This is a genomic window from Acinetobacter halotolerans, from assembly GCF_004208515.1.
Lineage (GTDB): Bacteria > Pseudomonadota > Gammaproteobacteria > Pseudomonadales > Moraxellaceae > Acinetobacter > Acinetobacter halotolerans.
Genome location: NZ_SGIM01000002.1, coordinates 119,461 through 142,556, shown reverse-complemented (window position 1 = coordinate 142,556; position 23,096 = coordinate 119,461). Strand labels below are relative to the sequence as shown.

Genomic DNA, 23,096 nt, shown 5'->3' with positions numbered 1-23,096 from the left:
CCTTGATTATGACTTAAAACGGCGTAATCCCATTAAACCAAACAGCATCAAAATTGCACCTAACCCGACACTACCGCCACTCACATTCACAGTTTTACTTTGAAAATTATTTTTTGGCTCTTGAACAATATTCGTTGGAATTTCAATATAGTTACTAGAAGCGTCATTGAAACGTGTAGTAGTGGTTATAATTCGCATTTTAAACATATCTGCACCATGCCAATTACTATGTGGAATATAAGTTACATTTCCATCTTGATCCAAAGTCAAAGTTCCCTTTGATGGTGTTTGATTTTGCACAACCTCTAAACATCCATAGCGCCATGCTTGTCCATCTGAACGCTTACCTAATATTTTTTCACATGTTGCTGGGTCAAGTAGTTCACCATCAGCCAGACTCTCAGATATACTAAATTTTGCGATTTCTTTAAATAAAATATCCTGACCTGCAATTGGAATATTACTACGATCGACTACCAACTCAATCGCACCTAAATCACATAACTCATTATAACCAGTACGGTTAATTCCACGTTGATCTGTTCTTTCACAACTCGCTAAACTAAAGCTTGTTCCATCACTGTAAATGCGTCCTTTATTGACGATAAGTGAATCTGATAATTTAGTATAAGAAGTTAATAGACGAGGTTTAAAAAAACCTAGCATTTGATCCTTAGGAATCTTATATGGACACAGTAATCCATCTGCTGGAGGTGCATCACAGATACCTTCATCATTTACGCCACCTGCAATCAACTTATTATTACCAATCATAAAATTTGGTAACCGGTCTGTTGAGTTACGATCACACTCAATAGTCGTTAGATTACTTTGAACAATAGTCGTATCATTCGATGCAGCAACACAATTCTGCGTGCCATTTTCGACAATAATGCTATTTGAAACATATGCACTTGGATATACGTTATCTTTACCATCTTCAACCACAACTCGATCGATTGAATTCAAGTACAATCCAGCAGCATTCTTGATCATCGTCAGATTATTTAGGATCATACCTTCACGGATATTGGCGACAAATCCACCTTTATTGTGGAAAATTGTACTATTTCTTATCCCTGAGTCGCGATTACCTAACGAGTTACCAATTGTTTCATCGCTAAACCCCGTTTGAACATATAGCAAAGCCCCGTCTGTACCTGCAACCCCTTCATTGTCACGAATGACTGAATGAGAAATTAAATATCGCGGCATTTCACTATAAATTACTGCGCCTTGTTCAGCTTTATTATTTTGAAATATACTATTCAAAATCGACAATTTTCCTGCCGTTTTTTGCGTATTTGATAAAATACCAGCATTATAAATTGCACCACCTTTACTTGCATGCCCATTGATTAGACGCGAATATTCAATTCTTAAATCTTCACGGTTTAGAATTAAACCACCATTATTATCAATCTGAGTTGAAGCCCCTTGAAGATTAAGATCTTTCAAGTTAACGACAACCAAAGCATCTTCAACACTACCATTATCAATATCAAATAGACGATGTTGTCCAGTTACACTAATCGTGGCATTATTTAAGCCCCTTTTCCTATCGTTAAAATCCGTACTCGCCTGAGTCGAGATCGTCATTGCCGCTTTAATTTTAATCGGGGAGTTTAATTTATATTCTTGATCACGTTTTAAAATAATAGTCGAGCTGGAATCTTTATCGCCGCATCCCTTGTAACCATTTTTATATTGTTCTTCTGTTCTATTGTTTAAAAAAAATACAGCCTCACGTAATGAGCAAACGGCATCATCCTTGTCTTCATCAACTAATGTTGTAACTTGAATATCTGCAGCATATACATGTCCAGTAATCGCAAATAAAGCACAGGCAAGCGTCCGCTTGAACATACCGTTCTCCTTCTATTTTTCATTTTTCTTGATATTGCAAAATCCAAATTTCGCAATCACATCCTTTGTGCGTACTTTGTCATAGCTCTCGTAATTACTCAAGAAATTTTATGCTATTGGCGATATTCGTCTATTAATGCGTAAATCTGCTTGATGGTGGTATTAGAGAGTTTAGTTTTTTCGCCTTTTAACATTTTTTCAAGCTGTGCAAGTGTCTGTAACAAGATCGAAGCTTGATGAGGTCCGTTTTGCAATAAGTAATCAACGATTTGTTGATCAAAATGAATCCCTCGTCGCGTCATCACGGATTGCAACAGCGCTTGTCGATCTATAAATGAACTGCCGCTCGGAACTTTGACACTGACGGCTTGAGTTAATCTGGATTGTAAGTCAGGGAGCTCTAGTCTCAACTCAATCGGGGCTGATCGTGAAGAAAACACCAACTGTCCTTCATGATTGTTCATCAAATGAAAAACGGCTTTTTGCCAATGGGGAACGCCACTGATCGCTTCAATATCATCTAATGCAACTAAATCATAAAACTCTAATGAAGTAATTGCTTCAATCGGCGCATCCAATAATTCTAACAAAGAAACTTTGATAGCAGGACGACCCAACTCTAAGTAAGAATCACAAATTGCAGATAATAAATGGCTCTTACCTGTACCTGCCCCACCGTAGACATAAAATCGATTAACCAAACCCGCATGTAATTGTCTCACTGCATCAACCATAGGTCCCCAACCTGGTCCCGAAAAATCACTAATTCGGGCATCAAGTTGTGGTTCAATATCTAATTGCAGTTGACGCATGGATTTAATTTTTTCCCCGCTTATTTGGAGCCATCATTAGGGTTTGAAGTCTCTGTATCTTGAGAGTTTTTTATTTCAATATCAAGCGCTACTTGTTCAGTTTCCACACTGACATGTTGAGCTCCACCGTCTATAGCTACTATTTCAGTTGGCAAACCATACAGCCGACTTTTTATATAGTTATCTCGCGCATGTCTTAACAAAACCACAATGACTGCTGCCACAGGTAACGCAATCAGCATTCCAAGAAAGCCCGCCAGTTGTGCTCCAGCCAAAACTGCGAATACAACAGCCACTGGAGATAAACCAATTTTATCACCCAACAAAAAGGGTTGTAGTACGTATCCTTCCACCATTTGACCCACCAAAAACACCCCTCCAATTAATAGGAGTTGCATCCAGTCTAGGCCAAATTGAAATAATGATGCAATTACGGCTGCAATAATACCAACAGCAAATCCTAAATAAGGAATAATACTGGCCAAACCCGCAATCATGCCAATAATAAGACCTACTTCTAAACCAATTAACTGTAATCCAACTGCATAAATAACCCCTAACAACAACATAACCAAAAATTGCCCCTTCACAAAGGCGCCTAATACACTGTGGCATTCACGGATAATGGTTAAAGTTGATGCTTCATAAGGACGTGGAATCAGACGACGGAGGCTTTGCAGCATTCTGTTCCAATCAAGCAAAAAGTAGAAAGAAATGACTGGGATTAGGACAATAAGCCCGCCCAACTGAATAAAGTTCAAACCAGATTGAGCGAGACGCAGCGCAAATGTTTGAACACTATCCGAACTGTAATTGGTTTGAACATATTCCATAACGACTTTAGAGATTTGGTCGGTATCAAGTTCCATTGGCACCAAATCAAAAGTTTCAGAAAGCCATGGTAAAAAAGTTGCATTAATCCAATGAATTCCCGCAGGAATACTATCCCGCGCATACATCAATTGCTTCCAAACAAGTGGAACAAGAAACCATAACACAACCGTTAAAGTCACACCGATACCGATAAACACAATACTGATCGCGAGCCAACGAGGCAATTTGATCTTAACCAAAGCATCAACCAGCGGGCTAAATAGATATGCAATAAAAAAAGCAGCGACGAAAGGTATGACAATCGGTTTGAGTAAATAAATCACCCAAATCAACAATGCTAACCCAGCGAGGATAAAGATACGGCGGAGAACCAGATCTTGCATAAAATTTAACCTTTGTTCGTGTAATCGTTATAAATGGAAAAAATTTTTAATAAAGATAGCATTTTCGAGCATAAATAACATAAGAGTTTCGTATATTCAGGTTATAATCTGCCGCCAATGCGGAGACTTCACTATGAGCAACTCAACTTCTACCCCAAATACTGGTTTAAGCTACAAGGATGCGGGCGTCGACATTGAAGCGGGCGACGCACTGGTCGATCGTATCAAGTCTGTCGCTAAACGTACCACTCGCCCTGAAGTCATGGGCGGCCTAGGTGGTTTTGGCGCCCTTTGTAAAATTCCAAAAGGTTATGAAGAACCTGTATTGGTTTCAGGAACAGATGGTGTAGGTACAAAATTACGTTTAGCGCTTAACCTCAATCGCCATGACACCATCGGCCAAGATCTTGTGGCAATGTGTGTTAATGATCTACTAGTTTGTGGCGCTGAACCATTATTTTTCCTTGATTACTATGCAACGGGTCATTTGAATGTTGATGTTGCAGCAGATGTAGTGACTGGTATTGGTAAAGGTTGTGAACTGGCTGGTTGTGCACTGGTTGGTGGTGAAACTGCTGAAATGCCAGGAATGTATGAAGGCGAAGATTACGATCTCGCTGGTTTTGCAGTAGGTGTCGTTGAGCACAGCAAAATTATTGATGGTACTAAAGTTAAAGCTGGTGATGTATTAATCGGTGTTGCATCAAGTGGTGCACATTCAAACGGTTACTCATTATTGCGTAAAATCTTAGATGTGAAAAACGTTGATTTAACCCAAATCGTTGATGGTCGTCCACTTGCAGATGTCGCAATGGAACCTACACGTATCTACGTTAAACCTGTACTTGAACTTTGCAAACAAGTTGACGTTCATGCAATGGCGCATATTACAGGCGGTGGTTTACCAGGTAACTTACCTCGCGTACTTCCAAATGGCGCTCAAGCCGTGATTAACGAGTCAAGCTGGGAATGGTCTGAGCTATTCAAATTGCTACAACGTGAAGGCAATGTAGAACGCTTTGAAATGTATCGCACCTTTAACTGTGGCGTGGGTATGGTGATCGCGGTTGATCCTAGCGAAGCAGAAAAAACAATTGAAATCTTAAATGCTCAAGGCGAAAAAGCTTGGGAAATTGGTCATATCCAAGAAAATGCTGAATCAGTTGAAGGCGCAGACGAAAAAATTCGCGTGATCTTTGCATAATGAGAATTGCGGTACTTGTCTCCGGTAACGGTAGCAACTTACAAGCCTTGATTGATGCCCAAAGTGGGCATCAATTTTCAGGACAAATCATTGGTGTACTGTCCAACAAAGCGGATGCTTATGCACTAGAGCGTGCGAAAGCCGCCAATATTGCAACTGCTGTCATTTCTCATAAAGACTTTCCAAATCGAGAAGGCTTTGATGAAGCCATGCATCAACAACTGCTTGCATGGCAAGTTGATTTGGTCATTCTTGCAGGCTTTATGCGCATTTTAACTCCGAATTTTGTCAGCAAATGGCAAGGTAAGATGTTAAATATTCATCCCTCTCTGCTGCCTTTTTATAAAGGAATTAACACACATCAACGTGTGTTAAGCACGGGCGATCGCTTACATGGGTGTACGGTTCACTTTGTAACCGCTGAACTAGATGCTGGACAGAGCATTGCTCAATCCATTATTCAAGTTGGTTTAAATGATACAGCAGAACGCTTAGCGCAACGTGTACATGAACTTGAGCATTTCATCTACCCTCAAGTCGTGCAATGGTTGTGTAATGGTCAGCTCTCTTGGAAAAACGGTCAGGCTTATTTCAATCAAAAACCTTTAAAACAGCCAATTCAATTTGCTCAGTTTTGAAACTAAAAAACACATCTTCGGATGTGTTTTTTATCTTTGCTCGATTCAAAATAGCCTCATAATTAAATCAAACTTTTAATCTTTTCTACCGTTTCCAATGGATACTCCAATGGGAACATATGCCCACCTTCAACCACAGAAAAAGGAATCCCTAATTTCTTTTTAGCCACTTGTGGGAATTTTTCTTTTAAGAATACGCTGTCACTCCCAACCACTAGATGCACAGGAACAGGAGGTTTTGGCATAGGCAACCACCACATCGATGGTGTGGTTCTAAACAATGCAACTTCATCTGCTTTTGGAATCGTTAAAGTCACTCCACCGCGCTGAGGATCATTGCTTAATGCATGATCAATATAGGCTTGGAAACAATCAGTATTAAAGTGCTGATAGAAACCTCTCGATCCCAACAGCTCTGCCGCTTGCTCACGAGACTCCCAATGATCACGACGACGTACAGACAAGCCAGCAGGTGTAATCCGATCGACCAATTTAGGTTTAAAGATTTTAGCAAGATGAAAAACAAATGAAGCTTTACCAATGATCAATGGTGGATCCAGCATAATCACTTGAGAAAATAACTCTGGACGACGGTAAGCAGCCATCAAGGTCAAGACTGAACCTAAAGAATGTCCTAAACCAATCACTTTTCGCCCTTGAGCTTGTTGCACAATGCTATCAATCACTTGATCAACCAAATGTGTCCAACCATTCGTGATTGGATAACGCTTGTCTGTTCCGATCTCAGCGACATAGATAATATCGTATTGATCTTTCAATTGATCAAACAGCTTTTGATAAACTTTAGATGGAACGCCATTGGCATGGGCAAAATGAATAATAGGTTTCATGACAGTCTTTTAAGCTTATGAATCGATAAATTATCTTCCTCTCAAACCATATCGCAATACAAGAAGAAGAACTGAGGAGTAATTTTTAAAAACTCAGGGCTGTAAATCATTACAGCCCTGGGTTTAAACGTTTTCTATAGATTGTTATTGTATTTTTGCGTTTTGGCTGGTTTGCAATTGATCTGCAAGTGAGCTACTGATTCCCTCACCGATCTTTGCACCCATACGACCTAAAATAGACTCAAAAGGGTTCCGCTGAACCGTGTAATCAACTTTTTGATCTACCTTAAGATCACGCATCAATGTCGTTAAACTACCACGACGATCTGCTACACCTAAAGTAATTGCTTGCTCACCAGTCCAGAATAAGCCCGAGAAAATAGCCGGATCATTCGATTTCAAACGCTTACCACGCCCTTCTTTCACTGCATTAATAAAGTGCCCATGCACATTATCCAAAACAGATTGCACATGTTGCTTTTGTGCAGGGTCAAGTGGTTTGGTCATACTGAGAATATCTTTGTTGCTACCTGAAGTCATAGTACGGTCTTCGATTCCCAATTTTTGGGTCAAACCACTTAAACCATAATTCGGCATAATCACGCCAATCGAACCAACCAAACTTGATGGATTGACAATAATTTCGTCCGCAGCAGAAGCAATATAATAAGCACCTGAAGCACCCATATCACCAATCACCGCATAGACTTTTTTATCTGGGTGTTGCTTTTTCAGATAACGAATTTCTTGCCAAATTTCATCTGACTGTACTGGCGAACCACCTGGAGAGTTAATATTCAAAGCAACAGCTTTACTACCACTCGCCTCAAATGCACGTTTAAGTGCCTTGTTGGTATCATCACTGTTCACTGTGGATGAGCCACTTGATGAGTCGATCGTACCGATAATATCAACAACAGCCAAATGATCACTGCTGATATTGGTGGTTGATTTTGTGGTTGAGGTGGTACAACTCTTACTCATTGCAATCAAGACAATCAGCAGATAAGCAAAGCCTAAACATTTAAAAAAGATACTCCAACGACGACTACGGCGCTGTTCTTCGACAGAAGCCAAAACAGCTTTTTCTAAAATTTGCCATTCTTTGCCTGTCACATTGTTACTATTTGGAGAATTACTATTTGTAGATTCATTTTGTGGTTTTGGTGGCCAATCGGACATAAGACTCCAATCCAATAATTTTAAAGTGGCTTTATTATATACGCTGATTTATGCAAAACTGTTTAATTAACTTGTTTTAACTTATAATTATTTTTTACATTATACTTTTATCTTGTAATTTTTGAATCTTTGATACATGACCCAACCCAATTCATCTCACTCTAGTTATCATTTGCTTAAGCTAATTAGTCGCCAACCGATTCAATTAGGACGTTTTTTTGCGCGCTTGGTAGCGATGTTGGTCAATACATTCCAACTTTCCAAGATCTCAAAAATTATACAACTGAACTTACAAATCGCCTTTCCTGACTTACCAAACGCAGAAAGACAACAGCTAACCAAGCAAGCAATTCGGAATGAGATCACCTCTTACTTTGAATTTATCAGTGTGTGGGGCTCATCTAATCAGAAAAATATTCAACGCCTTCATAAAATACACGGTGAACATTATTTTCATGAGGCTTTGGCAGAAAAAAAAGGGCTAGTCCTAGTCATTCCTCATTTTGGCACATGGGAGGTGATGAATGCATGGTTATCACAATATACCCAAATGACCATTTTGTATAAGCCAGTCAAGAATCCTGATGCGGATCGTTTCGTCAGGGATGCACGAAGCCGCGAACAAGCCAATCTCGTGCCCACAGATGAAAGTGGCGTTCGACAGGTCTTCAAAGCATTAAAACAAGGTGGAACAACCGCAATTTTGCCTGATCACACCCCTGATCATGGCGGTGAAATGATTGATTATTTTGATATTCCCTTAGCCTCCAGTAGTCTCAGCGCCAAACTCATTCAGAAAACCAAAGGGAAAGCCCTCTTCATTTATGCTATGCGTAATGATCAAGATGGTTTTGATATGTATGTTGAACCCATCAACCCTCAGATTTATGAAGGTAATGCTGAAGATGGCACACTCATTATTCATCAAACTTTAGAACAATTAATTAAACGTCACCCTGCGCATTATCATTGGAGCTATAAGCGTTTTAGTGCCAATAAAGCCTTAAAGAAAATATATGATATTGATGAGACTGAAGCTTTAAAACGCGTCGCAGAAGTTCGATTACAGAGGTCACAAGAAAAAGCTTAGGCTATTCTCTATCTAACCATTTTACTTGCTGGCGCTGTTGTTTTAGTTGCACCGTTCCATTTTCAAAAACAAAGCTGAGTGTTCCTGCTTTCGCAGTATTAAGCAATGGAATATTTAAGGCATGTAAACGCTTTAATACTTCTTGGCTCGGATGGCCATAACGATTATTCAAACCGGCTGAAGCAATCGCCAATTTGGGTTGAATCAATGCTAAAAAATCATAGGCTGAACTATGCTTACTACCATGATGCCCCAGTACCAAAACATCCACCTTTAAATCTGGATATTGTTGTAAAAGCTTATATTCAGTTTCCCAGCCTGCATCCCCCATAATCAAAAAATTTTGATAAGGCTGTGCATGGAGAAACTGCACGTAAATTACACAGGAATATTCATTTTTCTGGTGCTTGGCATAAACCAACTCGTCAGCATGAGGAAATAAAACCTCAATATTCAGATTTGGATATGTCCATTTTTGACCTTGATGACATAAAGAAAAATTATTCTTAAAGGATATTTTATCTCCTCTCTCATTCGCCTGAACGTGTCCGATAGGAAATGCTTTTTGAATTGAATTAAAAGCACCACTATGATCCTGATCGAGATGCGACAGAATCACTTGATCGAGGTGACGTAAGCCCTGCTGACGTAAAAAAGGAATCACAACCCGCTCACCTAAACTGAATTTAGTTTCATCAAACGAGCCACCCGTATCAATCATTAAGATGTGTTGCGGATGCTGTAATAAAATCGCTTGTCCCTGCCCGACATCCAATATATTCAACACAATCGGTTGAGCCTTTACGCCAAGCAATATTGGCAAGAAACACAGCAATGCCCAAACTTTTGGGACCGTTCCTCTTGGTAAAAACAAAATGAAAATGCCGAAGATCAAACTCACGATTGACCAAGGGGTATAACTGACGCCATATAAATCTGGGGAAATATGTTGTAAAGTATTCAATATCGACATCAAAAGTGATAAAAACAGATCATTGAGCTGAAATAACAGTCCACCCAATATTGGGATCACTAACCAGATACAAGCGGCGATAATATCTAAAGGCACAATGATGCCACTCAATAATGGAATAGCAATCAAATTCGTCAACGGTGCAAGCCATGACACTTGCTGAAAGAAAATTAACACCAAAGGCAGTAAAGCGACAAAGATTTTCCATTGAGATTCAATTAAGACCTTATTCGCCATACGCATTTTCTGTGTCGTGGTCGCCACTTGATCTTTTGGTAATTGTACGATGGTTTGATAAATCCTCAGCAGAATAAAGCAAGCGCCATAAGACAGCCAAAATGCAGCAGATAAAATACTAAATGGATCATAAATCAATAATAAACTGGCGCTATAAACCAATATCGCAAAAGGTTGAATCGATTGCCTGAATATAAGAAAGATACTCGCAATCATCACCGTTAATAGTGTTCTCATGGCTGGTATTTCAAAACCAACAAAGGCCACATACAGCAGAACACTCGACACAAAGGGTAACAGCAACAACAATTGCCGAGGCTGTTTAAGATATAAATGCGGACAATAACGCTGTACTATATTTCGCAAGAACCAAGTCAACATCAAAGCAAAAATCAAAACATGCGGCCCTGAAATCGCCAATAAATGGGAAATTCCCAGTTGTTGAAACTGTTGTTTTAATGCATTCGACAAAAGACTTTCATCACCAGTCAATAAAGCCAAGAGCAAACCTTTGTGCTGTAAGTTCGAAGCTTGTAACATCTGCCGAAATGCTAGACGTTTCATTTCCACATTGAGTAAGAATTTAGCTCGAATACCTTGTTGTTGCTTCAGGTGTTGTTGGTAGCCTAAACCGTAAATTTCATCATTATTTAATAACTGAATGTGCTTCACTGAAAAAGCTGACATCACATTTTGTTGTAAGAACCATTTTTCTTGATCAAATGCCCCTGCAACAGCATAACTATGTGCAGGTCGAATTTCGCCATATACACGATAATAGTGCCCAAGTTTCAGCTCTGGCTCAGCGTTGGATAGATCTTTATTTTTCTTCAAATAAAATAACCAATCAACTGGTTGAGGATGTCGATTGAGTACTTCAGCAATTTGCTTCTGCCCATCATCACTTAGTTCATCAATCTTTTTAATATAAACAATCGCCTCAAATGACTGTTTTTCAAGTTCTCTAAACTTAAGCCGCTGTTCCAAAGCGGAATCAGCAAAATACCAACCGGCACAAAATAATGCCCACGTCGCACTGATTAATACCAAAGCCTTGTACAGTGGACGATGAAAATAGAGGTGTTTTTTATAAAAAACTAAGCTCACAAGACTGAACGCAACGAGACACCAAAACCACCAAGTCGCAGTAATGAAAGGGAAAGTTTTCCCCATGACTGCAATGCCAGCAACCCACCCCAATAAAATAATTTTTAACATCAATTTTTAATTAAGTTTTTGATTTTTCTAGAGGCAAAATTAAAGCCCTTTTTCAGGGCTTTAACAAGAGATTTAATAAAATAATTTACTGTTGCTCGATCCACAACCCATCTTGCATATGCAAAATAGAATCCGCAGATTGTGCCAATTGCTCATCATGGGTGACGATCAGCATTGCCATATTGAGTTCTTTTTTTAAGTCAGTCAGTAACTCAAAAACACTCAGGGCAGTTTTGCGATCTAAATTACCCGTAGGCTCATCTGCTAGCACCACAGCAGGTTTAGTGACAAGCGATCGTGCCAATGCCACACGTTGACGCTCACCACCCGATAACTCACCTGGTTGATGATCCATACGATGAGATAAACCCACTCGATCAAGTAAATATTCGGCCTGAGCTTTGGCTGATTTATATTGAACGTCTGAACGCAACATTAACGGCATTGCCACATTCTCTAAAGCAGAGAACTCTGGTAACAAATGATGGAACTGATAAACAAAACCTAAATATTGATTTCGCTTAAACCCACGTTCTGCTTCGCCCAAGTTATCAAAACGCTGTCCTTGTAAAAACACTTGACCCTGTGTCGGTTGTTCCAAACCACCTAACACATGCAACAGCGTACTTTTACCTGAACCACTTGAACCCACAATTGAAACGAACTCACCCGCCTTCACTTGTAACGACAAGCCTTTAATCACTTCGACTTTACTTTTACCATCATCAAAATGCTTATAAATATCGTTGGCTTCTAAGACAATCTTACTCATAACGTAACGCCTCAGCTGGTTGAACTTTAGCTGCACGTAATGCAGGGTAAATCGTTGCCAAGAAACTCAAGACCAATGAAACAGCGACAATCACAGCCACATCTTGCCATCTGAGATAAGAAGGAAGGTAATGTACAAAATAAGCATCGAATAAGTTCAGACCGAGAACTGTATTCAACCAAGAAATGATGTCACTAATGGTCAATGCTAAAGTCACACCTAAAATCGTACCTGCAATCGTTCCAATCACACCAATCACTGTCCCTTGCACCATAAAAATTTTGGTAATCATGGAAGGAGAAGCACCTAATGTTCGCAAAATTGCAATATCTGATTTCTTATCCGTAACCACCATCACTAACGATGACACAATGTTAAATGCAGCCACCACAATAATCAGAAATAGTAATAAGCCAACCAGCGTTTTTTCCATTTGAATGGCATTAAATAAATTGCCATGGGTATAGGTCCAGTTCGATGCATAAAAATTGCTTGGTAAATCACTCACAATTTCATCGGCCACTTTTGGTGCTGCAAAAATATTATCTAACTTTAAGCGAACGCCCTGTGCCCCATCTGGCAAACGCAATAAAGTTGAAGCATCATTCAATGCAATATAACCGACCATTGAATCAACTTCTGCCCCAATACTAAAAATACCCACAATTTTAAATCGTTTAAAACGAGGTACAACCCCCGCAGGCGATGGTGTCGCTTCAGGCAAAACCAAGGTCACACTATCATTTAAGCCCAAACCAAGTGCATCAGTCATGTCCTTACCTAGAACAATACCGAACTCACCTTTTTGTAAAGCGTTTAAATCCCCAGTGACCATATGATCTTGGATAATTGAAACCTTTTTCTCATATTCAGGTTCGATCCCCGTCACCATAATGCCTGCGACCTGCCCATGAGCAGTTAACATTCCCTGTAATTGGGTAAATGGTGCGACACCTGTAACCTGCGGATGAGTCTCAACTTTTTTTACAAGCTCAGGCCAATCTGTTAAAATTTGAGTAGAAGAAACAGTGGCTTGTGGTACCATTCCAAGAACACGCGTTTTTAATTCGCGATCAAAACCATTCATCACAGACAATACTGTAATGAGGACAGCCACGCCTAGGGTTAAACCAATCATGGAAACCAAGGCAATAAAAGAAATAAAATGATTACTTCGCCGAGCGCGAGTGTATCTCAACCCTATATACAGCGAAATTGGCTTAAACATACCATTTAGTCCGAGGTGATTTATTATGGAAAATTCACAACATCATCTTATTGACGACAACGCAGAACGTCGCGTGATGTCTCGTATTGATGCTGTGTTGAGAATCAACTATCAAATCATTCCAGATGATGTTGCCTTGAATGACCCTTATGATTCTCATTTTGTACTGCCACGCTATTTTCTACTACTTGCTGAATTAGATCAATTTGATCATGCACTTCGCTACGAATTAGAACAATTAAATGAAAAAGATCAACAAATTGCTCGCATCTTATCCCTTTTTAATCAGAAATTAAATCTGATTACAGGATCTTTTTACGACAATATCGTGCAATCTCAACTTCCTGTACCTGAACAAGTGAACTTTTCTGAAAATGGCTTAAGCTTCTTTAGCTCACAAGATATTAATGAAGGTACTTATATTCATATCACCTTAAGCCACCCTGAAAACTTCTTTCATATCGCTGCAACCGCACAGGTTGCCTACAGTACAGCAGAAGAACAAGGTAAGTTTCGTATCGGCGCTTATTTTATTACCCTAAACCCACAAGATCGAGCCAAACTAAACGCTAGTATTCAACAAGCTCAATCGCTTGAAGTAAATCAAATTTAAAAACTAAAATTTATATTTTTAAACGGCGATATGCACTTAGATCTCTAAAGAAATATAAGAATAAGCCAAATAGAATAATACTTGCACCAGCAAACACTTGAACTGACAATTGTTCATGGTTGAGATATGCACCAATCAATATTGCTAACATCGGTGTCATCACCGTGGTCAACGATAAGGTCGTCGCTTTTAAGTTTTGGACCAATTTAAAATAGCAGAACATCGCAATTAACGATGCCACAATCACAGTATAGGCCAGTGCCAATAACGATTTCGCTGATGGAATATGTGTCGGCACATATTGCCAAATCCAAGGTAATAACAACAATGCGCACAGCGTAGAAATCAGAATAGAGCCAGTTGCTTGCGCCATCGGCTGTACATCTGCATTGATCTTTTTCACCCAAAAAATTGACAATGAATAAGAAAAAACACTCAATAACATCAGGACAATACCGATCGGCTGTACGTGTTTTTGATTGCCACTAAGACAAATCATAGCCAGTCCAATAATCGATATAGCCATCCCCAACCATTGCCAAGCAGCAAGTTTCTGTTGAAAAGCAAATCGCCCTATTAAGCCCGCCATAATTGGGGCTAAACCAAACATCAATGCAATCAAGCCAGAACTTAAATAAGCTGTAGCAGCATAGGTAAAAATCTGTGAGCCAATCAAACTCAAAGAACCAGCGACATAACTCAATAGTGCAAGTTTATGGGTTGGAAATTTAACTTTTAAAAACAGTAAAACCGATACTGCCAAAGGCAGTGCAATTAAAAACCGTAACAGTAAAGCCCACATCGGATGTAAATCAGAAACACTCCAAACAATTGCTAAAGGCGTTGATGCCCAAATAAATATTAACAAAGCGTAAGTGAGCATTAAATTAAGACGTGAAGGCATGTTCTGCTCAAGAAGCTGTTTTACGTTTTTGTTTGAAAATCGTTTGGTCTAATGAACTAGAGAATTCTCGCTTATCTCTTTCTGAAATCGGAGGTGGTCCACCAGTCTGAACACCAGCACCACGCAAAGTATCCATAAAATCCCGTAAATGTAACCGCGCTTTGACATTTGCAGTGGTATAGACCTCACCACGAGGATGAATTGCGATTCCCCCTTTTTCGATCACTTGGGCTGCAAGTGGAATGTCTTGCGTAATGACAATGTCATTCTCCTGCATGCGATCAACAATTTCTTGATCAGCACGATCTGCCCCACTCATGACTTGAATCGATTTAATTCGTATGGATGGCGTAATGCCGACATTTTGATTGGCAACAAAAATAACTTCGAGTTGATAACGATCAGATGCGCGAAGAATCACTTCACGTAAAATTCGAGGTAAAGCATCCGCATCTACCCATAATTTAAATGGCAGCACGTTGGCACAAGCTCATATAAATAAAAAATATAGTGTAGCAGATTGCTACACTAATAGAGCCAGCATCAAAAAACTAAAACCAGAGCAATCGTTATGAGAAGAAATTAAATGGAGAGTTAGGACTTACATGAAAAAGTAAATTAAATTTATAGAATTACATATCCAGACTTGAAATATGACAGTTACCCTCGATTTAATAGAATAAGTTCAATCTTTTTGCATCGCGCTTTATGAAAAATCAAAACAGTCCAGAAACGATTACAATTCAAGATCAAAATTTCGGTAACCACGTTGAACACTGGAACTTATTGACCGATACACCTGAAACCGATGTTCCTAAATGGTTAGGGTTGGCACTGGATGCACCTGTGATGCCAATGGGTCTCTGTGAAGATGAACAAGAGATGGATCAATCATTTTGGCTGATTCAGGGACCAAGTGGTGAAGCAATTTCAATTAATCAAATTATTGCAGTAGAAGATCAAAAACCTCGCGCATTAAAAACAGCTTTTCCAAGTTTTGAAAGTCCATATAAATATGATGCAAAAATCGAGCGAATTATTAGTTGTGATTCTGAAACTCAAGCTGTATTGCGTTTAAGTTTAAATACCAATACCGTTATTTATGCCTTTGATAATTTATTCAGTGTAAATCACTGCAAATATGATAAGAACCAAACTTATCAAGTCCAATTTAATGCTTGGGCTTATGAATTAGAAATCGTTGCTGACGGTGAGAAAATCATTGTTGATGATCCCGCTTCAATTAAACATCACCGTGCATTAAATGCGATTTTGACCGAACATAATGGGATTGCACCAGAAAACTTACAAGAACTTATTAATGATTGGCAACCAAAAACCCCTGAAGATCAAGAACCTGTAACTGTCGACTTTTCTAAAATGGTTGCCTATTTATTCGGTGAAACATTAGGTCAAGAAGATGAAGCATGGTTCCAAGGAAATATCGTCGGCAAAACTACAATGCAGTTTATGCAAGATGAATATACCCTGTATGATGTGACTTTAGTTTTAGAAGATGATCTCCCTGCAATCGTCATCCGTATTGCAACTAAAAATGATTTGTATAAAAACTTTAACATTGGCCAATATATTCGTGGCAATCTATGGATTCAGGCCAATATTTATGCTAAAACAGCTTTAAAGTGACAAAAAATCACATAAATGGCATTTTTAGGCGTTCTAATGAAAATTATACCAGAACAAACGACCACCAGTCTTATTCATTCGAGTGATCAAGGTCTTAAACTTGATGTTGGTGCTTATTGCTTTTTTTTACTTGGTATGTTTTTAGCAGCACTCATTTTTCATCAAATTGGCTTGTTCTAATTTTTGACCATTAACATATTTATAAATAAATAAAAGCCCTCGTCGAGGGCTTTTATTGTATCTAGTCAAATTTAACCATGTCGTTTTACAAACTCATCCATAAAGCTCACCAATGCTTGAACGCCTTCTAGCGGAACAGCATTATAAATACTGGCGCGCATGCCACCTACTGAACGATGACCTGCCAAGTTAAGCAAATGACTTTGCTCTGCTTCTTTTAAGAAGGTCTTTTCCAGTGCTTCATCCGCCAGTGTAAATGGCACATTCATCATTGAACGATTTGGCAGTGCAATTGGGTTGTTATAAAAATCACTAGAATCAATATAACCATAAAGTAAATTAGCTTTCTCTTGGTTAACTTTATACATTGCGTCTACACCGCCCTGCTCAAGTAACCACTCAAAGACTAGACCTGATAAATACCACGCATAGGTTGCTGGTGTATTGACCATTGAGCCATTTTTAGCTTGGTCTGCATATTTTAAAATACTTGGAATATCCGCTTTTGCTTGATCAAGTAAATCATCGCGAACAATCACAATCGTTAAACCAGCTGGTCCGATATTCTTTTGTGCGCCGGCATAAATTAAACCGAATTTGTTTACATCTAATGGTGCAGACAAAATACTTGATGAATAATCACAAACTAAAGGTGTATTTACTTCAGGTACACTCGCAAATTGTAAACCACCAATGGTTTCATTATCCGCATAATGTACATAAGCAGCATCTGGAGAAAGATTCCAAGTACTTTGTTCTGTGATTGCATGTTTTCCATCAATCAGCGTGCCGGCTTCCACAACATTAATATCACCATAGCGTTTCGCTTCTTTTAATGCTTTTTCAGACCAAATTCCAGTATGAATATAATCGGCCTTATTATTTTTTCCAAGCAAGTTCAACGGAATCGCTGAAAACTGTAAGGAAGCCCCACCTTGTAAGAACAAGACCTTATAGTTCTCAGGAATATTCATGAGTTTTCGCAAGTCAGCTTCAGCTTTTTCTGCTACAGCAACATAGTCATTGCTACGATGACTCATTTCCATGATCGACAAACCCTTACCTTGCCAATCCAACATCTCTTGTTGAGCTTTTTCTAAAACGGCAGTAGGTAATGCAGCAGGACCAGCGCAGAAATTATAAGCACGCATGAATTTTCCCTTGTCAAAGTGAAACAAATTGAGATAGGAATTTAATCACAGATTGACGCAGCTTGCAGCAGCTTATCGAGTAAATATTTCAATTTAATCATCTAAATCCTATTAATTTTTCAATCGTGTTTCTGCCTTTAAATTTATTTTAATAATAATTTAGATGAATATTTATAAGCTTCAAAAACGAGATTTATCCTGTTTTTACTAGATTAAAAACTCTATTTTTTACAAATTGACTACACCAATTGAGAGGATATAACTATTTAATTAAAAACATAATATTTTATTTTTATAAAAACAATTTAGACTAACTCAGGATAATATTGAATTGCGACATACTCGAATGTTGAAACAAAATGATCGACCAAGTTTTAAGGTCAAACGGCTGCCTAAACAACTCAGCTTGAGTATTCACTTGATTGGCTGTGCTCTCTTTTCGACTTCTTTATTTGCCCAAACTTTGAGTTATAGCGAAGCCGAACAATATGTTGTCGAAAATGCTTATGCTTCTCAAGCCCAACAAGCTTTGCAACAAGCCTCGAAACTTGAAATGGAAGCGGTCAAACATTTAGGTCTTCCTCGCATTGATTTAAATGCGCGGGCATACTCTTTTCATAGTGAAACAAGTGTTCCCTTGGAGTCGAGTAAACGCAGATTAGAAAACTCACTCACTCGTGGTTTCGATGACAAATTATCGCAATGGGAAAATGTACTTCCACCCGAGGTGATTGATCAAGTCAGTCAAGGTTTCGATCAAACAGTGAGTGAAGGTCTTAATAAGGTTCCAAATAATTTAGATGTCACCATTAAAGATCACGATGTCCACACCTCAGTATCAATGGTGATGCCGCTGTATACTGGTGGAAAAATCAATAGTGCCAAACAAATCGCCGATCTTCAGGCTCAACGCTCAAATATTAGTACGAAGCAACAACAAGATTCACAGCGTTTTGAAATGATTCAATCGTATTTTAATGTGCAATTACAACAGCAACTACTCAATGCAAGTCAATTCAATTTAAATGCTATGCAACAACATTATAACAATGCACTTAAATTAGAGCAGCAAGGCTTTATTAATAAAGGACAACGTATGCAATTTGAGGTGGCGCGTAATAACGCTGAACGTGCCTATCAAAATGCGCAGTCGAATCTACGTGCCAGCCAATTTAGTCTACAAAACTTATTACGTACTAAAGAGGGCTTAAATCTGAGTACCCCACTGTTCGTAAATACGACAGAAAACCATTCACTGGATAAGTTAATGGCTAGCTATGACCAAAATTCCAGCTTGGTGAAAAAGTTGCAAATGGATACTCAGCTTGCCAATGAAAATGTAAAAATACAGCAAGCAGCTAAAAGACCGAGTGTTTTTGCTTTTGGCGAATATGGCTTAGATGACAAAGAAAATTGGATTGTGGGCGTGATGGCAAAATACAATTTATTTTCTGGAATAGATAAAAACAAAAATGTGCATGCAGCAGAGCTTAAACGTTTTGCGGCTGAGCTCATGACTGAACGCACCAAGCAAGAAATCGAAAATGTATTGTACAAATCTTATAGTGAATTAAATGCCTCTCAAACCAGTCATCAGCTCCTGACTCAGAATACCAAAGCAGCGCAAGAAAACCTGCGTATTCAACAACTCTCATTTAAAGAAGGTATGGGTACTGCCACCCAAGTCATTGATGCTCAAAATGCATTAAGTGCTTTAAAAAGTGAAATGGCGCTTAATTCTTATAAATACATTTTATCTCTGGCCACTTTGCTACAAAGCTACGGTTCTATTGATGAATTTAAGCTTTATGTGAACCAGCCACGTACTGACTATATCCGCTAATTGGAGAATATTATGAGCCAAAATCAATCATCATCCAATTCAGAACGCGATACAGATGACGTGGAAAAAGCTACTGAAAATCAATCGACTGAGTCCACTACTCAACAAGAGTCTTCAACTGAAACCGTTGATGAATCCAACGCATCAGCGACTCTAAAACAACCAACTGAACCACCAAAAAATAGCAAAGCTAAAATCATTGCTTTGGTTGTACTTTTATTATTACTCGGTTTAATTGTATATGGTCTATGGAAAGCCTACCAACCCAAAACCATCGAATTACAAGGTCGTGTTGAAGCAGAAACTGTCCATATCAGCACCAAAGTACCCAGCCGAATTGAAGAATTTTATGTTTCAGAAGGACAAATCATTAAAAAGGGACAACCATTAATTCGTTTTGTCAGTCCAGAATTAGAAGCAAAAAGCGAACAAGCGAGAGCTGCGCTACAAAGTGCGACGGCCTTCCACTCCACCGTTTATCGCGGTGCACAACAAGAAAATATTGAAACCCTTTATGCCAATTGGCAAGCCATGAAGACACAAGCAGAACTAGCTGCAACCACTTATAAACGAGGTGCGACTCTATTTCAACAAGGGGTTATTTCTCGTCAACGTCGTGATGAAATGTTAGCCGCACAAACATCTGCTCGTGAAACTGCCGAAGCTGCCTATCAACAGTACGCACGTGCTAAACGTGGTAGTACTGAACAGCAAAAATCAACAGCTGATGCACAAGTTGCCATGGCTCAAGCTGCTGTTAAAGAAGCCCAAGCACTCACTGAAGAAACCAAACTCTATTCGCCAACAGATGGCACCGTTTCTAAAACCTACGGCAAACCAACTGAGTTCGTCGCAACAGGCGTGCCTGTAGTCAGTATCATTGAAGATCACGATTTGTGGGTTAGCCTCAATATCCGTGAAGACATGTATAACGCTGTCTATAAAAGAAAAACACTTGACGGTTTTATTCCAGCCCTAAATCAAAACGTCACCTTTAAAGTCAAAAGTATTGATGCTGAAGGTGATTTTGCAACCATTAAAACCACACGTCAAACTGGTGGTTATGATATTCGTAGCTTTAAGTTCCATTTAGTTCCTGAACAATCTATTCCTGACTTAAAAGTGGGTATGAGTGTGTTATTTAAAATCGAAGAGGCAAAATAACCGATGTTTGCTGTTATGCTTCGGGAATTGCGTTATTTAAAGCGCCATAAAGTTGATCTTTTTATGGCAGTCATTGCCCCTTTGCTAGTAATTCTACTTTTTGGCAGCATGTTTTCTGCGGGTAAAGCTGAACATTTACCGATCGTTGTGATTGACCAAGATCAAAGTGAAATGAGCCGTAAGGTCATTCACGCTCTTAGTATTAACCATGCTTTGAAAGTCAAAACGATCACCGAAAGCCAAGATGAAGCTGAACACTTGATTAACCAAACCAAGGCTTGGGGATTCGTTTTAATTCCAGACGGTGCAGAACAACGGCTGGTCAGAGCACAAGATGCGCAAATCAGTATCGCCTACAATCAGTCTTTCTTTAGCATTGGTAGCACGGTTTCATCTGCTATGCTGATCAGTACCTTAAATGGTATGGCGGACTACATGGGACAAAGTTATCTTGCCAATACCATCCCCTATTTAGATATACCCACACCACACATTAAAGTATCTACACTCTATAACCCCAATATGAGTTATGAATTGTTCTTAGAACCCTTTATGGTACCTGCTGTTCTCCACTTACTCCTATGTTGTTGCGTTGCCTTTGCAATAGGACAAGAACTCAAGCGAAAGACACTTACAGAATGGGTCAACTCAAAGCAGGTTATTGCGAGCTTACTTGGTAAAATATTAGTTTATGTTTTAATTTTCTGTGCATGGACCTGGTGCTGGATGTTTTGGCTAGCGCATATTCGTGGCTATTTCATCGCTGGTTCGATCACACTTATTTTACTTGCACAATTCTTACTATATTTCGCTTATGCAGTGATTAGCAGCACGGTTGTTTTAGCGACCCGAGATCTACCAAAAACTTTTGGTTTTATTGCACTCTATGGTGGTTCTTCTCCGAGTTTTTCAGGAATTACACTTCCCTTAAATAATGCGCCTGTTTTTACTCAATTTTGGTCAATGATTATCCCATATACCCCTTATGCAAAACTACAGACTGAGCAATGGGTCATCGGCAGTGATGTATATGTCTCGCTACTGCCTTTGGGTATTTTAGTCATTTTCTGTGCGCTTTATTTTGGATTAAGTGTTCGTCTCTTAAAGAAAAATGCACAGGAGATTATCTCATGAAGTCATTTTTCCATTACTACATTCAAACCTTTAAAAATATTTTTGCCAATAACTCAGTCTTTACTACATTAATCGCAGCAACACTTTTGTATAGTTTTTTCTATCCAACGGCATATAAAGCACAAACCGCAGAGAATATACCCATCGTCATCGTGGATGAAGAACAAAGTATTCTTAGTTCCAAAATTATTAGTCAAGCGTCGAATAGCCCTCATATCCAGATCACAACAGTAACGGATAATTTTCTAGAAGCCCAACGATTGGTTCAAAATCAAAAAGCTGAGGGAATTTTGCTATTACCTGAGAATCTCACCAATAGTTTAAAGCGTGGGGAGATGGGAGGCATTGGGCTTTACCTGAGTACCGCATATTTTATACGAACCAAAGAAGTCGGCCTTGGTTTAGCAAGTTCAATTGAATATACCTTGCAAGAACACTTAGAAAAATTTGGTAATGCATCACAATTCCATCCAGAACTCTCGATTCACCAAATTCCATTGTTTAACACTTTGTCAGGTTACGGAAGCTATATATTTCCAGCGGTTGCAAGTTTAATTGTCCATCAGACTATTTTACTTGGACTCGCCATGCTGATTGCCAGCTATCGTGAAAAAGGCTGGGTAGCGGAAAGGTCAGAATTTTGGGCTGTATTTGCAGCAATCCTCACCACGGGTTGTTTAAGCTGTTTCTATCTATTTGGATTTACTTTCTGGTTATATGAGTATCCGCATGGAGGGAATTTTGGGGGCATGTTACTCGCTGTTCCAATCTATGTCAGTTGTGTGATTGGCATAGCTATGCTCATCGGCTCATTTGTCGATATGCCTGAACGTGTGGGACACCTTATCGTGGTGACTTCAGTTCCGCTCTTTTTACTCACAGGTACAGCATGGCCACATGAAGCCATGCCTGAATGGATGCAATGGTTTGCTTGGCTACTACCATCAACCCATGGTGTTCAAATGTTCATACAACTCAATCAAATGGGTGTGCCAACGACGGTCGTCATTCCAAAATTAATTTATTTAGCGACTGTGGGTGCCGTTTTATTGGCAATTTCCTACTATCGCTTAGTTCTCATGAAACCCACCCATAAGGAAGCTAAATAGCTTCCTTTGATTTCGAGTAAACCATCCTGAAAATCAAAGTTAGAGAAGCAATAGATATAAAAA

At 39.1% G+C, this 23,096-nt stretch carries 21 protein-coding genes; 10 read left to right on the top strand and 11 right to left on the bottom strand.

Annotation, left to right across the window (positions count from 1 at the left end):
* Window positions 1-6 precede the first annotated feature (6 nt).
* From rbtA to cxpE, 3 genes are all read right to left on the bottom strand, one after another.
* Window positions 7-1,866: a rhombotarget A gene (gene rbtA, locus EXE30_RS02720; protein ID WP_130161089.1), complete on the bottom strand. Its 1,860-nt coding sequence runs from the start codon at window positions 1,864-1,866 to the stop codon at window positions 7-9.
* A 113-nt stretch (window positions 1,867-1,979) separates the two neighbouring features.
* Window positions 1,980-2,678, bottom strand: coding sequence for a DnaA regulatory inactivator Hda (gene hda, locus EXE30_RS02715; protein WP_130161088.1), 699 nt, complete (start codon window positions 2,676-2,678; stop codon window positions 1,980-1,982).
* Window positions 2,679-2,698: 20 nt separating this feature from the next.
* Window positions 2,699-3,895 (bottom strand): chloramphenicol efflux transporter CxpE, encoded by a 1,197-nt coding sequence (cxpE, locus tag EXE30_RS02705; RefSeq protein WP_130161087.1) that lies wholly within the window; start codon window positions 3,893-3,895, stop codon window positions 2,699-2,701.
* Window positions 3,896-4,028: 133 nt separating this feature from the next.
* On the opposite strand from cxpE, the gene purM reads away from it, so the two are divergent.
* Window positions 4,029-5,099 (top strand): phosphoribosylformylglycinamidine cyclo-ligase, encoded by a 1,071-nt coding sequence (purM, locus tag EXE30_RS02700; protein WP_130161086.1) that lies wholly within the window; start codon window positions 4,029-4,031, stop codon window positions 5,097-5,099.
* Window positions 5,096-5,737 carry a phosphoribosylglycinamide formyltransferase gene (purN, locus tag EXE30_RS02695; RefSeq protein ID WP_171457318.1) on the top strand — a complete coding sequence of 214 codons (642 nt, stop codon included), beginning with the start codon at window positions 5,096-5,098 and terminating at the stop codon, window positions 5,735-5,737. The genes purM and purN overlap by 4 nt, the downstream gene beginning before the upstream one ends.
* A gap of 62 nt (window positions 5,738-5,799) precedes the next feature.
* Here purN and EXE30_RS02690 read toward each other — a convergent pair whose 3' ends face one another.
* Together EXE30_RS02690 and sppA are read right to left on the bottom strand one after the other, a co-directional pair.
* A complete protein-coding gene (locus EXE30_RS02690) occupies window positions 5,800-6,588 on the bottom strand; it encodes an alpha/beta fold hydrolase (protein WP_005195752.1) in 789 nt (262 codons plus the stop codon).
* Window positions 6,589-6,732: 144 nt separating this feature from the next.
* Complete coding sequence (sppA, locus tag EXE30_RS02685; RefSeq protein WP_130161084.1) at window positions 6,733-7,770, bottom strand: signal peptide peptidase SppA; 1,038 nt, start codon at window positions 7,768-7,770, stop codon at window positions 6,733-6,735.
* Window positions 7,771-7,906: 136 nt separating this feature from the next.
* On the opposite strand from sppA, the gene EXE30_RS02680 reads away from it, so the two are divergent.
* The gene (locus EXE30_RS02680) at window positions 7,907-8,860 is read left to right on the top strand and encodes a lysophospholipid acyltransferase family protein (protein ID WP_130161083.1); all 954 of its coding nucleotides are present in this window, start codon (window positions 7,907-7,909) and stop codon (window positions 8,858-8,860) included.
* Between the two features lies 1 nt (window position 8,861).
* Here the strand turns inward: EXE30_RS02680 and EXE30_RS02675 are convergent, their stop codons facing one another.
* From EXE30_RS02675 to EXE30_RS02665, 3 genes are all read right to left on the bottom strand, one after another.
* Window positions 8,862-11,288: a DNA internalization-related competence protein ComEC/Rec2 gene (locus EXE30_RS02675; protein ID WP_130161082.1), complete on the bottom strand. Its 2,427-nt coding sequence runs from the start codon at window positions 11,286-11,288 to the stop codon at window positions 8,862-8,864.
* 85 nt (window positions 11,289-11,373) lie between these two features.
* Window positions 11,374-12,060 carry a lipoprotein-releasing ABC transporter ATP-binding protein LolD gene (lolD, locus tag EXE30_RS02670; RefSeq protein ID WP_121928488.1) on the bottom strand — a complete coding sequence of 229 codons (687 nt, stop codon included), beginning with the start codon at window positions 12,058-12,060 and terminating at the stop codon, window positions 11,374-11,376.
* On the bottom strand, window positions 12,053-13,288 hold the full coding sequence (locus tag EXE30_RS02665) for a lipoprotein-releasing ABC transporter permease subunit (RefSeq protein ID WP_121928489.1): 1,236 nt from the start codon (window positions 13,286-13,288) through the stop codon (window positions 12,053-12,055). Before EXE30_RS02665 ends, lolD begins: the two co-directional genes overlap by 8 nt.
* A gap of 25 nt (window positions 13,289-13,313) precedes the next feature.
* Here EXE30_RS02665 and EXE30_RS02660 point away from each other — a divergent pair, with 25 nt between their 5' ends.
* Entirely contained in the window at window positions 13,314-13,901 is a 588-nt protein-coding gene (locus tag EXE30_RS02660) for a PilZ domain-containing protein (protein ID WP_121928490.1), read from the top strand.
* A 10-nt stretch (window positions 13,902-13,911) separates the two neighbouring features.
* Here EXE30_RS02660 and EXE30_RS02655 read toward each other — a convergent pair whose 3' ends face one another.
* A complete protein-coding gene (locus tag EXE30_RS02655; RefSeq protein ID WP_130161081.1) occupies window positions 13,912-14,805 on the bottom strand; it encodes a DMT family transporter in 894 nt (297 codons plus the stop codon).
* 7 nt (window positions 14,806-14,812) lie between these two features.
* Entirely contained in the window at window positions 14,813-15,283 is a 471-nt protein-coding gene (locus tag EXE30_RS02650) for a YaiI/YqxD family protein (RefSeq protein ID WP_121928492.1), read from the bottom strand.
* Between the two features lie 230 nt (window positions 15,284-15,513).
* Here EXE30_RS02650 and EXE30_RS02645 point away from each other — a divergent pair, with 230 nt between their 5' ends.
* Both EXE30_RS02645 and EXE30_RS15835 read left to right on the top strand, forming a co-directional pair.
* Window positions 15,514-16,452, top strand: a complete 939-nt coding sequence (locus EXE30_RS02645; RefSeq protein ID WP_130161080.1) for a hypothetical protein — start codon at window positions 15,514-15,516, stop codon at window positions 16,450-16,452.
* 36 nt (window positions 16,453-16,488) lie between these two features.
* A complete protein-coding gene (locus EXE30_RS15835) occupies window positions 16,489-16,632 on the top strand; it encodes a hypothetical protein (RefSeq protein ID WP_004668950.1) in 144 nt (47 codons plus the stop codon).
* A gap of 71 nt (window positions 16,633-16,703) precedes the next feature.
* Here EXE30_RS15835 and serC read toward each other — a convergent pair whose 3' ends face one another.
* The gene (gene serC / locus EXE30_RS02640; protein ID WP_130161079.1) at window positions 16,704-17,783 is read right to left on the bottom strand and encodes a 3-phosphoserine/phosphohydroxythreonine transaminase; all 1,080 of its coding nucleotides are present in this window, start codon (window positions 17,781-17,783) and stop codon (window positions 16,704-16,706) included.
* A 346-nt stretch (window positions 17,784-18,129) separates the two neighbouring features.
* Here serC and EXE30_RS02635 point away from each other — a divergent pair, with 346 nt between their 5' ends.
* The 4 genes from EXE30_RS02635 to EXE30_RS02620 are packed head-to-tail and all read left to right on the top strand — an operon-like array spanning window position 18,130 to window position 23,033.
* Complete coding sequence (locus EXE30_RS02635) at window positions 18,130-19,626, top strand: TolC family protein (RefSeq protein WP_130161078.1); 1,497 nt, start codon at window positions 18,130-18,132, stop codon at window positions 19,624-19,626.
* A gap of 12 nt (window positions 19,627-19,638) precedes the next feature.
* Complete coding sequence (locus EXE30_RS02630; protein ID WP_130161077.1) at window positions 19,639-20,790, top strand: HlyD family secretion protein; 1,152 nt, start codon at window positions 19,639-19,641, stop codon at window positions 20,788-20,790.
* 3 nt (window positions 20,791-20,793) lie between these two features.
* Window positions 20,794-21,924: an ABC transporter permease gene (locus EXE30_RS02625; protein WP_130161076.1), complete on the top strand. Its 1,131-nt coding sequence runs from the start codon at window positions 20,794-20,796 to the stop codon at window positions 21,922-21,924.
* Window positions 21,921-23,033, top strand: a complete 1,113-nt coding sequence (locus EXE30_RS02620) for an ABC transporter permease (protein ID WP_130161075.1) — start codon at window positions 21,921-21,923, stop codon at window positions 23,031-23,033. The genes EXE30_RS02625 and EXE30_RS02620 overlap by 4 nt, the downstream gene beginning before the upstream one ends.
* Window positions 23,034-23,096 lie beyond the last annotated feature (63 nt).